At 67.4% G+C, this 14,481-nt stretch carries 12 protein-coding genes; 1 reads left to right on the plus strand and 11 read right to left on the minus strand.

Features of this window, described 5'->3' with window-relative positions:
- Nucleotides 1–70: 70 nt before the first annotated feature.
- From ACVOMC_RS11430 to ACVOMC_RS11460, 7 genes are all read right to left on the minus strand, one after another.
- Entirely contained in the window at nucleotides 71–1,342 is a 1,272-nt protein-coding gene (locus ACVOMC_RS11430) for a septal ring lytic transglycosylase RlpA family protein (RefSeq protein ID WP_481524033.1), read from the minus strand.
- Nucleotides 1,339–2,475: a lytic murein transglycosylase B gene (gene mltB, locus ACVOMC_RS11435; RefSeq protein WP_481524034.1), complete on the minus strand. Its 1,137-nt coding sequence runs from the start codon at nucleotides 2,473–2,475 to the stop codon at nucleotides 1,339–1,341. The genes ACVOMC_RS11430 and mltB overlap by 4 nt, the downstream gene beginning before the upstream one ends.
- Before the next feature lie 389 nt (nucleotides 2,476–2,864).
- Nucleotides 2,865–3,968, minus strand: coding sequence for a rod shape-determining protein RodA (rodA, locus tag ACVOMC_RS11440; RefSeq protein ID WP_481524035.1), 1,104 nt, complete (start codon nucleotides 3,966–3,968; stop codon nucleotides 2,865–2,867).
- Nucleotides 3,965–6,019, minus strand: coding sequence for a penicillin-binding protein 2 (gene mrdA, locus ACVOMC_RS11445; protein ID WP_481524036.1), 2,055 nt, complete (start codon nucleotides 6,017–6,019; stop codon nucleotides 3,965–3,967). Before mrdA ends, rodA begins: the two co-directional genes overlap by 4 nt.
- A gap of 2 nt (nucleotides 6,020–6,021) precedes the next feature.
- Nucleotides 6,022–6,507 (minus strand): rod shape-determining protein MreD, encoded by a 486-nt coding sequence (mreD, locus tag ACVOMC_RS11450; RefSeq protein ID WP_481524037.1) that lies wholly within the window; start codon nucleotides 6,505–6,507, stop codon nucleotides 6,022–6,024.
- Nucleotides 6,504–7,595 carry a rod shape-determining protein MreC gene (gene mreC / locus ACVOMC_RS11455; RefSeq protein ID WP_481524038.1) on the minus strand — a complete coding sequence of 364 codons (1,092 nt, stop codon included), beginning with the start codon at nucleotides 7,593–7,595 and terminating at the stop codon, nucleotides 6,504–6,506. The genes mreD and mreC overlap by 4 nt, the downstream gene beginning before the upstream one ends.
- A 126-nt stretch (nucleotides 7,596–7,721) precedes the next feature.
- Nucleotides 7,722–8,768, minus strand: a complete 1,047-nt coding sequence (locus tag ACVOMC_RS11460) for a rod shape-determining protein (protein WP_005419402.1) — start codon at nucleotides 8,766–8,768, stop codon at nucleotides 7,722–7,724.
- A 277-nt stretch (nucleotides 8,769–9,045) separates the two neighbouring features.
- Here ACVOMC_RS11460 and ACVOMC_RS11465 point away from each other — a divergent pair, with 277 nt between their 5' ends.
- Nucleotides 9,046–9,978, plus strand: a complete 933-nt coding sequence (locus ACVOMC_RS11465) for a carbohydrate kinase family protein (protein ID WP_054658096.1) — start codon at nucleotides 9,046–9,048, stop codon at nucleotides 9,976–9,978.
- 128 nt (nucleotides 9,979–10,106) lie between these two features.
- Here ACVOMC_RS11465 and ACVOMC_RS11470 read toward each other — a convergent pair whose 3' ends face one another.
- The 4 genes from ACVOMC_RS11470 to ubiE form a co-directional block, all read right to left on the minus strand.
- Nucleotides 10,107–10,742: an HAD family hydrolase gene (locus ACVOMC_RS11470; protein ID WP_481524082.1), complete on the minus strand. Its 636-nt coding sequence runs from the start codon at nucleotides 10,740–10,742 to the stop codon at nucleotides 10,107–10,109.
- A 9-nt stretch (nucleotides 10,743–10,751) separates the two neighbouring features.
- The gene (locus tag ACVOMC_RS11475; protein WP_481524039.1) at nucleotides 10,752–11,486 is read right to left on the minus strand and encodes a hypothetical protein; all 735 of its coding nucleotides are present in this window, start codon (nucleotides 11,484–11,486) and stop codon (nucleotides 10,752–10,754) included.
- Nucleotides 11,487–11,637: 151 nt separating this feature from the next.
- On the minus strand, nucleotides 11,638–13,569 hold the full coding sequence (locus ACVOMC_RS11480; RefSeq protein WP_481524040.1) for a M1 family metallopeptidase: 1,932 nt from the start codon (nucleotides 13,567–13,569) through the stop codon (nucleotides 11,638–11,640).
- Between the two features lie 143 nt (nucleotides 13,570–13,712).
- A complete protein-coding gene (gene ubiE, locus ACVOMC_RS11485) occupies nucleotides 13,713–14,477 on the minus strand; it encodes a bifunctional demethylmenaquinone methyltransferase/2-methoxy-6-polyprenyl-1,4-benzoquinol methylase UbiE (RefSeq protein WP_481524041.1) in 765 nt (254 codons plus the stop codon).
- Nucleotides 14,478–14,481: the final 4 nt, after the last annotated feature.

Genomic DNA, 14,481 nt, shown 5'->3' on the forward strand with positions numbered 1-14,481 from the left:
CGGGGGGCCATTGTAGGGCGCTGGCACTGCGGCTGCGGCACCGGCATATGGCCGGGGTTAATGGCCCGGCTCAATCGCGGACCAGCTGCGGCCGGCCGAAACCCAGTCCGGCGATACGCCCGGCCAGCTCGGCCGCGCTGTCATGGTCGCGGGCCGGCACGCGCAGGCGCCACAGGGTCCGGCCGCCACTGACGATATCGCTCAGGCTGGCACCGGCGATTCCGGCCGAAGACAGCTGGCCCAGCGCACGGGCGGCGTTGTCGCGGCTGGAGAAACTGGCCACCTGCAGCAGGATAGTGCCCAGCGCGCGCGCGGCAGCATCGGCCTTGTCCGGTACCGGAACGACCGGCGTTGCAGCGGCCGCAGGTGCACCCGTGGCAACCGACGGCGCCAGCGCCTGCACCCTGGCCGCCGCCGGCGCGTCGCCGGCAGCGGTGGTGGTGGCCGGACGACCGGTCGCCACACGCGCACCGTTGTCCTTCATCCAGGTATCGAAATGCTCGGCGCTGGCCGCGACCGGACGGGCCTGCGTGACGGGCGGCAGCTTCTCCACCAGCTGGTCCATGCGGCTGGTCGCTGCTGCCCGGCGCGCCGGGGCGCTGGCCACGGCGGCGGTGCGCTCGCGGCGGGCGCGGCGGCTGTCGCCGGAAACAACGGTGTTGTCGCCGGGGGTCAGTGCGCGCACTTCCACCCGGCCGGTACCCCGCTGGGTGATGCCCAGCTTCACCGCCGCGGCATAACTCAGGTCGATCACCCGGCCCTCGTGGAACGGGCCACGATCATTGACCCGCACCACCACCGATTCGCCGTTGTCCAGATTGGTCACGCGGGCGAAGCTGGGCAGCGGCAGGGTCTTGTGCGCGGCGCTGAAGGTGTACATGTCATAGACCTCGCGGTTGGAGGTCAGGCGGCCGTGGAACTTCTGTCCGTAGTAGGAGGCGGTGCCCTGCTCGACGTAGTCATCGACCCGGTCCATCACCCGGTAGGACTTGCCCAGCACCGAATACGGCGACTTGTTGCCCACCGGCGAGCGCGGCTCGCTGACCACCTCCGGCTCGGGAATGCAGGCCACGTTGGGCACATAGGTCGGCGTGCTGTCGCTGACACCGGGCTTGTACAGGCCGCCGGCGGTGTAGTTGCCGCGCGTGGACAGGTCTTCCTGTGCCTTGGCATAGGGCGAACCGTCCGGGCACTGGCCGCCCGCGCTGCCTGTGCCCTGCACCACGGTGGCCGGGCGCTGGGCGCTGGAGCCGCTGGCACCAGCGGCGGACTTCTTCGGCGCGCTGCTGCAGGCGGCCAGCCCGAGCACGATCAACGCAGGGACCAGCCACTTGCTGTTCATGCCGGGGGAAGCTCCTTGCCGGCGATGGCCTGGGACAGCTGGAACACCGCCATCGCGTACATCTTGGAGATGTTGTAACGGGTGATCGCGTAGTAGTTCTGGAAGCCCAGCCAGTACTGCTTGCCGTCACTGCCTTCCAGGGTGACCGGGGTGGCCTTGGCATTGACCGCCAGCACCGGCGTGACCGGGCGGTAACCACGGGCCGCAAGCTCGGTCACGGTCAGGCTCGGCGTCCAGTCGGCCGGATTGAGCTCGGCGAACCCCGCCTGCAGCGTGGCCGGCACCGCCACCGTGCCGCCGCGGATCCAGCCGCCCTTCTTCACGAAATAGTTGGCGATGGAGGAGAACACGTCGTCATAGTTGTTGAACAGGTCGCGGCGGCCATCACCATCGCCGTCCACCGCGTAGTCCAGGTAGCTGGACGGCATGAACTGGCCCATGCCCATCGCCCCGGCATAACTGCCCTTGAGCGCGGTGATGTCGAGCTTTTCCAACTTCGCCAGATCGAACAGCTTGGCCAGCTCGTCGCGGAAGAACAGCTCGCGGCGCACCTCGCGTTCGAGCTTGGCCGGGTCGCCGCTGCGCGGGTAGTTGAAGGCCAGCGTGTACAGCGCATCGAGCACGCGGTGGTTGCCGGCGTTCTTGCCGTAGCTGGTTTCCACGCCGATGATCGCCACGATCACCTCGGCCGGCACGCCGGTACGTTCCTGCACCCGCAGCAGCTCGTCACGGTGGGCGGCGAAGAACTGCTTGCCGCCATCGATCCGCGCCTGGCTGATGAACATCGGCCGGTATTCGTTCCACGGCTTGACCCGCTCGGCCGGACGCGACATCGCCGCGATGATCGGCTGACGGACCTGCGCCTGGGCCAGTGTGGCCTCGATGTAGCCCGGCTCGATGCCGTAGCGGGCGGCGGTGTCGCGGATGAAATTGGCGCGGGCGGTCTCGAACGGCACCGGGGTCAGGTCCACCGGCGGCAGATCGGCCTTGGCCTCGGGGACCGCCTCGGCCGGGCCGGTGCCCGGCGTGACCGGCGTTCCCACCGGCGTGGCGGGAGGAGCGGGGACCTGCGGCGGGGTCGCACAGGCGACCAGACCCAGGGTGATGCAGCAGATCAAAGCGCGTCGAATCATCAGGCGAGGTTAGCAGGTCAAAGATGAATTTCCATCAATAAGACCATGAATCCCAAGCAGATTGAAGCGCGGAAACGATGGCGGAAATTGCCGTTGCAGGACCGGAAATGGTCCCCTCGCCGCTGAATACGGCAATGCCTCCGCACCCGCCGCGCAAAAAAAAGCGCCGGTTGTGCCCCCATCCCCGCAGGCACAACCGGCGCTCAGGCCGGACTCCAATCGTGGAAGCGTGACATCTCCCCATGTCATGCCCTTGGATCCGACCAGTCGACGTGCCCGGAGCACCTGCCGACCATCGCGGCGCGACAGCGTCCGGCGACGGTCATTATTGTGAAGCGAAAGTTAAATCCAGTATTTGATCTGGATCAAAGCTTGCACATCCTGCCCATTCAACCGTGCACCGGACGATGCTCGCGCACCGCCATCACCAGCCCGAACCCGGCCAGCAGCGACACCGCCGAGGTGCCGCCGTAGCTGATCAGCGGCATCGGCACGCCCACCACCGGCAACAATCCGGAGATCATGCCGCCGTTGACCAGGATGTAGACAAAGAACGCCAGGCCGGTGGCCCCGGCCAGCAGCCGCGAGTAGCCGTCGCGCGATTCCACCGCGATCCACAGGCAGCGGCCGATCACGAACAGATACAGCGCCAGCACCACGGCCACGCCGATCCAGCCGAACTCCTCGCTCAGCACCGAGAAGGCGAAGTCGGTGGTCTGCTCGGGAATGAAGTTCAGATGCGACTGCGAGCCCAGCCCCCAGCCCTTGCCGGTCAATCCTCCGGAGCCAATGGCGATCTTGGACTGGATGATGTTCCAGCCCGCGCCCAGCGCATCGCTCTCCGGGTCCAGGAACATCAGGATGCGGTCCTTCTGGTAGGGCATCAGCAGCCAGAACCAGGCCACCGGCGCGGCCGCGGCCGCGCCGCCGACCCCCACGCCGACCCACCACCACGGCAGACCGGCCAGCAGCAGCACGAAGGCGCCGCTGGCGGCGATCAGTACGCCGGTGCCGAAGTCCGGCTGCAGCATCACCAGTCCGGTCGGTACGCCGATGATCACCGCCGCCACCAGCACCACCGGGACGCGGGGCGGCAACGGCATCCGGTTGAGGTACCAGGCCACCATCATCGGCAGGCTGACCTTGAGCAGCTCGGCCGGCTGCAGGTAGAAAAAGCCCAGGTTCAACCACTGCCGGCCGTACTTGCCGGTCCCCAGGACGAACACCGCCAGCAGCGGCAGCATCGAGATCGCATAGATCGCCGGGGTCCAGGCGCGGATGCGCAGGATCGAGGTACGCGCGATCGCCCACATCGCCAGCAGGCCGACCGCGAACCGGGCCCCCTGGGCCATCACCAGCCCCGGTCCGCCGGCGCTGTCGAGCACCGCCAGGCCGATCACCATCAGCGCCAGCAGCGCCATCAACAGCGGCCAGTCCAGGCCGCGGGTCAGCCGCTGGCCCATCTCCAGCGCCCAGCGCAGGAAATCCCTCATCGACGTTCTCCCGTGGCCGGTGCCGGAAGCGCCGCTGGCGGTGGCGGGGTTTGCGGCGACGGCGGCGCCACCGGCGCGCCGACCAGGACCGGCAGCTCCTCCAGTGCCAGCGCGGCCTGTTCGCCACGGGCCAGCAGCGCCGGATCTTCGGTATCGAAACCGGTCACCCCCAGCGCCACGGTGCCGCGCTCGGCATCCAGCGGCTGCAGGCCCTCGGGCATCTCGCCAAGGAGCCAGGCATCAAACACCTTGCGCGCGATCGGCGCCGCGGCCGAGCCACCGTAACCGCCGCCCTCCACCGCGATGGCAATGGCGATCACCGGATCTTCGGCCGGGGCGAAGCCGACAAACAGCGCGCGATGGCGCAGGTGCATCGGCAGGCTCTTGGGATTGACCGCAGCCGTCCCCTTGCGACTGACCACCTGCGCGGTACCGGTCTTGCCGGCCATGCGGTATTGCGCCCCGGCAGCCACGCGCCAGCCGCTGCCGCCGGGCTGCATCGTGGCCATCATGCCTTCGCGTACCGCCTGCAGATTGGCCGGGTTGGGGGTGATCGGCTTGCCTGCCGGTTGCGGCAACGGTGCCCAGTCGTGATCGAAGCCGGCGCGCTGTTCGGTCACCAGGTGCGGCCGGCGCAGTTGTCCACTGGCCAGCCCGCCAATTCCGCGCACCAGCTGCAACGGGGTCACTTTCCACAGGCCCTGGCCGATGCTGGCATTGACCGTATCGCCCGGATACCAGCGCTCATTGCGCGCCTTGAGCTTGGCCTGCGGCGAGGGCAGGATGCCGTCGATCTCGCCGGCCAGATCGATGCCGGTGTGCTGGCCGAAGCCATAGCTGCCCAGATACTGGTCAAAACGCTCGATGCCCAGGTCGATACCGAGCTGGTAGTAATAGGTGTTGACCGACTGCGCGATGGATTTGCGCAGGTCCGTCCAGCCATGGCCGCCGCGGTTGGCATCGCCCCAGCCGCGGCTCACGCCCGGCAGGTAGAACATGCCGCGCGAGAGGATCTTGTCCTCCGGCCGGCGCACGCCGCTGTCCAGCCCGGCCAGACCGACAAACGGCTTGATCGTGGAGCCTGGCGCCACACCGCCGAGCACCAGCCGGTTGAACTGCGGGCGCGAGGGATTTTCGTTCAGGCGCTTGAAATCGGCATGCGAGATGCCGTTGACGAACAGGTTCGGGTCGTACGAGGGCAGGCTGACCATGGCCAGGATCTCGCCGGTACGCGGATCGATCGCCACCGCCGAGCCCTCCTGCTCGCCGAACGCGGCCACCATCGCCCGCTGCAGGTCGGCATCGATGGACAGCCGCAGGTCGGTACCCGACTGCGCCGGCACCCGGCCGATGGTGCGGATCGCCCGCCCCTGCACATTGGTCTCGACCTGCTCGTAGCCGATCTTGCCGCGCAGCTGCGCTTCGTAGAACCGCTCCAGCCCGGATTTGCCGATATGGCTCAGCGCCGCGTTGCCCTCGCCCAGCTCCTCCAGGTCCTTGTCATCGACCCGGCCGACGTAACCGATGATGTGGCCGAACAGGTCGCCGTAGGGATAGCGCCGGGTCAGGTACGGCTCCAGCTCCACCCCGGGAAAGCGCCAACGGTCCACCGCGAAACGCGCCATCTCCTCGTCGCTGACCCGCAGTTTCAGGGTCACCGGCATGAAGCTGCGGCGCGCCTTGCGCGACTGCCGGAAGCGTTCGATGTCCTCGTCGGTCAGCGCGAAGATCTTCTGCAGGCCGGCCAGGGTGGCCTCCATGTCCTGCACCTTGTCCGGGGTCACATCCAGGCGGAAGGCCGGCACATTCTCGGCCAGCAGGCGGCCGTTGCGGTCGTAGATCAGTCCGCGCCCCGGCACCACCGGCCGCGCCTTGATGCGGTTGGCTTCCGAGCGGGTGGCGTAGATCTCGTGATCAAGCACCTGCAGCTTGAAATACCAGCCGCCGAGGAAGCCCAGGGTCAGCAGCACCCCGGCAAAGCCCAGCGCCGCGCGACGCCGGAACTGCTCGGTTTCGGCATGCAGGTTCTTGGACGGTCGGCGACGGTACATGCTCAGCGCCCGCGCTTGCCCAGCCGCACCGCATCCAGCGCCACATACAGCGGCAGCCACAGCGCCATGCCCAGCAGCGGCGCCCACCAGTAGCTCCAGCGCAACAGCGGCTCGCCGACCAGCAGGTGGATCGCCGCATCGATGACCCGGTCATTGAGCAGCAACCCGCCGATGGCCAAGGCCTGCTGCGACAGCGGGAAGAAACGGATGCGCGCGCGGAAGCGCTGCAGGATGAAGGCCATTACCACCAGCCGCAGCGCCTGTTCGCCCAGAATGCCGCCGAACATCAGGTCGGCCAGCAGCCCGATGCAGAACGCAAAGCCCAGCCCGACCCGGTCCGGGGTTTCGATCACCCAGTACGCCAGCACCAGCGCCAGCCAGTACGGCCGCAGCGGCAGCAGCAGCTCCGGCAGCGGCACCAGCCCAAGCAGCAGCGCCAGCGCGAAACTCAGCGGCAGCACCCAGCCCTTGTTGCGCAACCGGCTCATGGGCGCACCTGCGCCGGCGCGGCCGCCGGAGAGGAAGGATCAGCAGCCTGTCCAGTCGCGGGCGTGGAGCTGGCTGGCGCCGCTGCCGGCGGCGCGGCCGGTCCGGCAGTGGCCGTGTTTAGCGCAGGCGCGACCGAGCTCGCGGCAGCCCCGCCCGATTGCGCGGTGACAGCGGCGGGCGATAGGCCCGGCGCCGGCCTGGCGCTCGTGGCCGGCAGCTCCAGACCATCGGTCACCGGCCGTCGCGCAATCGTCGGCACCGAGCGCAGCAGCAGCACATCACGGCCGCGATCGAGCTTGGCCGCCGGCTCCAGTTCGCCCACCAGGAAGGCGTGGGTATCGTCGGGCCGCAGTTTCATGATCTTGCCCACCGGGAAACCGGACGGGAACCGCCCGCCGAGTCCGGAGGTGACGATCTCATCGCCCACCTCGACCCCGGCGCTGAGCGGGATATCGCGCAGTTCCAGGGTGTCGCCGCGCCCGTAGGCGATCAGGCGCACGCCGTTGCGGGCCACAGTCACCGGCACCGCATGATCCGGATCGGTCAGCAGCAGCACGGTCGAATGCGCCGGCGTCACCGCGATCACCTGGCCCATCAGCCCGCCGGCATCGATCACCGCCTGGCCCACATGCACGCCTTCGCGGCGGCCGGCATCGAGCACCAGCCGCTGCCTCACCGGGTCCAGGTCGATATCCAGGATCGGCGCCAGCTGCACGTCCAGCCCGCTGCGTTCGGCCACATTGAGCAGTTCGCGCAGCTGCGCGTTGTCCAGCGCCGCGGTCTGCAGCCGGGTCAGCCGCGCATTGGCCAGCAGCAGCTGGTTGCGCAGTTCGCGGTTCTCGGCCACCAGCTGGTTGTGGCTGGCGGCATTGTCGCGGACCGAGGCGCCCACGCGCCCGGGTACGCCGGCCAGCGCCCACACCGGCTGCACCAGCACGTTGGCCTGCTGGCGCAGGCGCGACAGCCAGCCGCCCTGGTCATCGAGCACGATCAGGGTGATGGCCAACGCCAGATAGGCCAGCAGGCGCAACGGACTGCTGGCATCGCCCTGGCGGGAGGCTACGGGAGGACCGGCGTAGGGCGGCACGTCAGGCTTCGACTGGAAAAATGCGGAAAAAGGATGCGACGACGCCCCGGCGGTGGGCTGCACGGGGCGTGTGCGGACGGCCGCTCACGCCGTTCGGGCGTGGCCGCGATACGCGACCGGAACGGCTTATTCCGGCGCAAAGAACTCGTTGCCGTGCATGTCCACCAGCTCCAGCGCACGACCGCCACCGCGGGCCACGCAGGTCAACGGATCATCGGCCACCTGCACATGCAGACCGGTTTCCTCGGAGATCAGACGGTCCAGGTCGCGCAGCAGCGCGCCACCGCCGGTCAGCACGATGCCGCGCTCGGCCACGTCGGCGCACAGTTCCGGCGGGGTCTGCTCCAGCGCCAGCTTGACCGCCGAGACAATCCCCGACAAAGGCTCGTGCAGCGCTTCGAGCACCTCGTTGGAGCTGATCTTGATCATCTTCGGCACGCCCTCGGCGAGGTTGCGGCCGGAGATCTCCATCTCGATCACTTCCGCCTGCGGGTAGGCGCAGCCCAGCTCCACCTTGATGCGCTCGGCGGTGGCTTCACCGATCAGCATGCCGTGGTTGCGGCGCACGTAATTGGTGATCGACTCGTCGAAACGGTCGCCACCGATACGCACCGAGGCCGAATAGACGATGCCGTTGAGCGAGATCACCGCCACCTCGGTGGTGCCGCCGCCGATGTCGATGACCATCGAGCCACGGGCTTCGGTGACCGGCATGCCGGCGCCGATCGCCGCGGCCATCGGCTCTTCGATCAGGAACACATCACGCGCACCGGCCTCTTCGGCCGATTCCTTGATGGCGCGACGTTCGACCTGGGTCGAGCCGGCCGGCACGCAGACCAGCACGCGCGGACTCGGGCGCAGCACGCGCGATTTGTGCACTTTCTTTATGAAGTGCTTGAGCATCGCCTCGGTATAGGTGAAGTCGGCGATGACGCCATCCTTCATCGGGCGGATGGTGGTGATATGGCCCGGGGTACGGCCGAGCATCTGCTTGGCTTCGGCGCCGACGGCAGCCACCGAGCGGGTACCGCCGATGGCACGGTCCTGACGCACCGCCACGACCGACGGCTCGTTGAGCACGATGCCCTGGCCGCGCACATAGATCAGGGTGTTGGCCGTGCCCAGGTCGATGGACAGGTCATTGGAGAACATGCCACGCAGCTTCTTGAACATCTGGGAAGTGATCCTGAGGGGTGTCGTGCCCACGCCGATTGGCGAAAAAATGGGCAGAAAATGAGGTCCGCTAGCCTATCAATCCCCCCCGGTGCGGGCAAGGACAATCCATTGTGAATCGGGGCTTTGGCCCGATTCGGCGCCCCTGCGGACATCTGCGGTTCTGGTCGTGCGTCGCCGCAGCCGGTACCCTTACGCACTTTGGCGCCCCGATCGCGCCGACCCGCGTGCGCCTGCATGGCGGGAATTTCCCCTTTTCCGTATAGGTCTGTTCCCGATGTCCGCTCTGATCTGTGGTTCCCTTGCTTTCGACACCATCATGGTGTTTCCGGACCAGTTCAAGAACCACATCCTGCCGGACAAGGTGCACATCCTGAACGTGTCGTTCCTGGTGCCGCGGATGCGCCGGGAGCTGGGCGGCTGCGCCGGCAACATCGCCTACAACCTGAAGCTGCTGGGCGGCAGCCCGATCCCGATGGGCACCGTGGGCCAGGACTTCGGCCCGTACCGCGAGCACTTCGAGCGCATGGGCATCGACCTGAGCCAGGTGCGGGTGCTGGAAGACATGTTCACCCCGCAGTGTTTCATCACCACCGACCACGACAACAACCAGATCACCGCCTTCCATCCGGGCGCGATGATGCGTTCGCACGACAACCACGTGCGCGACGTGCCGGGCGTGAGCTTCGGCATCGTGGCGCCGGACGGCCGCGAAGGCATGATCCAGAACGCGGCCGAGTTCGTGGAATGCGGCATCCCCTTCATCTTCGATCCCGGCCAGGCGCTGCCGCTGTTCAACGGTCCGGAGCTGCGCACCTTCATCGAGCAGGCCGACTACGTGGTGGTCAACGACTACGAGTCCAACCTGCTGCAGCAGCGCACCGGCTGGGACGAGAAAGACATCGTCAGCCGGGTCAAGGCCTACATCACCACCCAGGGCCCGCGTGGCGCGATCATCCACACCCCGGAAAAGAGCTTCGACATCCCGCCGGCGCACGAGCGCCGCGTGGTCGACCCGACCGGCTGCGGCGATGCGTTCCGTGCCGGCCTGATCTTCGGCATCGAGAAGGGCTATGACTGGCTGACCATCGGCCGCATGGGCAACCTGATGGGTGCGCTGAAGGTCGAACACCCCGGCACCCAGAACCAGCGCTTCGATTTCGCCGAGTTCAACGACCAGTTCAAGCAGCAGTTCGGCTACAGCCTCTAGGAAAAACGGCGCCTCGGCGCCGTTTTTTTTTGCGTGCCACTACCGATCCTGCCGATGGCAAACGCCAGGGTCGGGCCCTGCCGGGCACTGCCGCCGTCGGCAATGCGACCGCCAGGCCCTGCGCGCCGCTATCCCGACGCCGCGGCGCGCCAATGCTGCAGCAACTGCGCGCAATCACGCAGCTGCCACTGTGCCATGCCTGGCCAGGGATCATCCGGCACATTGATCAGAATTCCCGGCACACCCGCCGCTTGGGCGGTGGCCAGATCGTAGTAATGGTCCCCCACCATCCGCATCCGCGCCGGCGGTACCTGCCAGCGCGCGGCAAAGAACTGCAAGCCGGCCGGTGACGGCTTGGGCTCCGCGTCCCGGCGGCCGATGATTTCGTCAGCGGCAAAACAATCCGCCACCCCGATCACCGCCAACGTCACTTCCGCCAGCTCACGCGCATTGCGGGTAAGGATGCCCAGCCGGCAACCGTCAGCATGCAGCGCGCGGATCAAGGCCACCGCACCGGGTGCCGCCACGGAAGCCTCGGCCAGTTCCCGCTCGTGCCGCATCAACCAGGCATGGCTGGCGGCCGCCTGCTGGACTGGCAGGCTGGCCAGATGTTCAAGAATGTCCGCACCGGCTGGAATCTGCAGCTCACGCCGGATCAACTCGAAATCATGCAGCGGCTGCGTCAGCGTGCCATCCATGTCGAACACCCAATGGCGGCTGTCCACCACGCCTGGCACCGGCGCCAGCGGCGGCGATCCGACAATACCCACGCCTCAATCCCAGCCCGGCAGCTGGCTGCCATCGAGCCCGCCGACTTCGAACACCGCGCTGCGGCTGTCACCGGCTTTCACCGGAAATTCGATCTGGATGACTTTCGCCTTGCGCGCCAGCCGCCACAGGCCGCGGTTGTCGGTGATGAACATGGCGATGGCCTCGTCGGTATCCGGGCGATGCGCGGCCATCCGGCGCGGCGCCTGGTCATCCACCGTCACCGTGACCTGGCAGCTGGCATAGCAGGCCTTGGCGAAGTCGCTGGCCTGCAGCACCAGATAGGCATGGCGCTTCCACTCGGGATGGTCGCGGAACACCAGCTGCACCGGCTTGGCGCCGCTGCCATCCAAGTCCACGCGCTCCTTGCTGTAGATCATCGCCGACCGCTGCACGCCGCCCTTGGCCGGCACCTGGTTGTAGTTCCACAGCGCCTGCATGCGCCGCAGCTCACGCGCGGCCTCGGCCTTTTGCTTCACCTCGGCCAGGCCCGGTTCGATCCGGCGGGCGGTGTCCGAATCCGGATACTGGTCCAGCAGTGCCACGCCGTGGACACGCGCCTTCTCCCATTCCGAAGCGGTGACGGCGCTGTCGTACTGCTTGCCAATGACCTCGGCGGCCTGCTCCTGGCGCGCGCGTTCCTGCGCCGCGGCCGCTTCCTGCTTCTGCCGCTCGACCTCCGGATCGGTACAGCCGGCCAGGGCGAAGGCGCACAGCGCGCCGAAGATCAAAGGTTTCATCAAGCCACTCCGTTGTCGGGCAGGAACAGGCCGGCGCGAACGCCGGATGGGGCTACTTTAAACATCCGCCGGCTGCCGTGACCACGCACGCCAACGGGAAACGGCGGGCCGAAGCCCGCCGTTCCGGTGACACAACCGCTTGCGCAAGCGGTTACTGCTTCGGCGCCGCCTCGGCCTTGGCGATCATGTCCTCCACCGAGGCGGTGGTGATCGGGTGGTAACCGGGCTTGGCGCGGGCGAACACGTCCTTGGCGAAGGCCAGGCCTTCGGGCGTTTTCACCAGCTCGGCATAGACCGGCAGGATCAGCTTGCGGCGGCCCACACGCTGGATGAATTCACCGGCTGCGGCCTGCGCCTCGCCATAGCCGCTGCGGATGGCCAGCGGATACCAGCGCATGGCGATCTCGCCATTGGGGGTGCCGGTGAAGTGGTAGGCCGCATCCAGCTGCGCCAGTTTCTCCAGCGGCTGCTTCTGCCCCAGACCATCGATGAAACGCACCCATTCCTGGGTACCCCACTCAGCGGTGACCTGGTTGCTGGGCACCTTGTCGCTGCCCAGGTAGGCGATACGCGCGGTATCGACCACGGCGAAGTTGCGCGCGCGGGCCTTGATCGCGAACGCCGGAATGCCCGGCTCGTCCAGCCACGCGGTCAGCTCGGCCTCGGTCACCGCGGTCGGGTTCTTGGGCAGCAGGTTCTTCTTCATGTAGGCGACGAACTGGTCGGTATTCGCGCTCTGGAAGGCGTGGTCGTTGAACCAGCCGCGCAGGAACGGATCGAATACGGCGCGACCGAAACGCTGCTCCAGGAACTGCAGGAACCAGGCGCCCTTGACATAGGCGACGTTGCTCAGCGCCTCGTCCGGGTCACGCTCGGTCAGCGGCGGCAGCGCCAGCGCCTGGTCGGCCGGGCTCATGCCCTTCACTTCGGCCAGCAGATCGCTCTGGTCGATCTCGCGCTCCATCTCGGCCATTTCCGGGCCGTACAGCGCCTCGGTGATGCGGCCCTGCACGTAGGTGGTGAAGCCTTCGTTGAGCCAGATGTCCTTCCAGCTGGCGTTGGTCACCAGGTTGCCGGACCAGCTGTGCGCCAGCTCGTGCGCGATCAGCGACACCAGCGACTTGTCGCCCACGATCACGGTCGGGGTGGCGAAGGTCAGGCGCGGGTTCTCCATGCCGCCGAACGGGAACGACGGCGGCAGCACCAGCATGTCGTAGCGGCCCCAGCGGTATTCGCCGTACAGGTTCTCGGCGGCGCCGATCATCTTCTCGGTGTCTTCGAACTCCTTGGCGGCCTTGCTGACCATGGCCGGCTCGGCCCACACGCCCGAACGCTGCGAGATCGGCTCGAACACCAGGTCACCGGCGGCGATGGCCAGCAGGTAGGACGGAATCGGCTGCGGCATCTTGAAGCTGTAGTCGCCGTCACGCGCGGCCTTGGGATCGTTGTCGGCGCTCATCAGCACCATCACGTCCGGGCGGCTGGCCACGTGCGCGCTGTAGGTGAAGCGCACGCTCGGGGTGTCCTGCAGCGGCACCCACGACCGGGCGTGGATGGCCTGCGACTGGCTGAACATGAAGGGCAGCTGCTTGCCTTCGGTCATCGACGGCTCCAGCCACTGCAGGCCCGAGGCGGTCGGCGCGGTGTGGTAGGTGATCGCGATGGTGACCGGCTGCTGCGGAGCCTCGATGCTGAGCTTGCTGCCGAACACCTTGTCGGCCGGGGCCAGCGTGAACTGCAGCGGCGATGCGGCGCCATCGGCGGCGATCGCCTCGACTTTCTCGATGCTCAGCTCGCGGGTATCGAGCAGCAGCTGCGTGGCGGCCTTGTCCTTCCACTCCAGCGTGTAGGTGGCGGTGCCGCCGATCTGCCGGGTATCGAAATCCAGCTTCAGGTCCAGCGCCAGATCCTTGATGACGACCTTGTCCGGCTCGGCGTAGGAGCTTTCATCATGGCTGCGGTTGACGGTGCTCACGGCGGCGGGCTTCTCGGCGACGGGCTCGGCAACAGGCGTGGCGGGTTCTTTGGCACAGCCGGCGACGAGCGCGACGGCCAGCGGCAGCATCAGGAACGGAGAACGCATGGATCAGCAACCGGTTCAGGGAATAATCCCGAAGTTTAAACCGATTGCGGCGTGTCGAGGCCGCACGTCCCAGGGCACAGCCGCCGGCCCGGAAACGCAAAGAGCGGCTTGCGCCGCTCCCTGTCCAGCCCCGTCGCCCGGGGTTACAGCTTGTAGCCGGAGTGGATCGAAACGATGCCGGCGCTGAGGTTCTTGTAGTGGCAGCGGCCAAAACCGGCCTCGGTCATCATCGCCTTGAGTTCTTCCTGCGGCGGATGCTTGCGGATGCTTTCGGCCAGGTACTGGTAGCTGTCGGCATCGCCGCGGGCGAACAACTTGCCCAGCTTCGGCAGCACCTTGAACGAGTGGAAGTCGTAGACCGGCTTGAACCAGTCCACCGTCACTTCCGAGAACTCCAGCACCCGCGCCTGCCCGCCGACTTTCAGCACGCGGTACATCTCACGCAGCGCCGCGTCCTTGTCGGTGACATTGCGCAGGCCGAAGGAGATGGTTACCAGATCGAAGCTCTGGTCCGGGAACGGCAATGCCTCGGCGTTGAGCTGCACCCACTCGAAGCCCGAGACCTGGCCGCGGTTGGTCAGCCGGTCGCGGCCCACCGACAGCATGCCGGCGTTGATGTCGCCCAGCACCACGCTGCCCTCGGCGCCGATGCGCTCCTTGAGCAGTACCGCGATATCGCCGGTACCGCCGGCCAGATCCAGCACGCGGTCGCCCGGCTTCACCTGCGCGGTGGCCACGAAGTAGCGCTTCCACAACCGATGGATGCCCAGGCTCATCAGGTCGTTCATCAGGTCGTAGTTATCGGCCACGGAGGTGAACACCTGGCCGACAAGCTTCTGCTTGTCCTTGGCCGGTACGTCGCGGAAGCCGAAGTGGGTGGTGCCGGTCTTGTAGGGGGATTCGCTCATGTGG

Source organism: Stenotrophomonas sp. STEN014 (genome assembly GCF_056760315.1).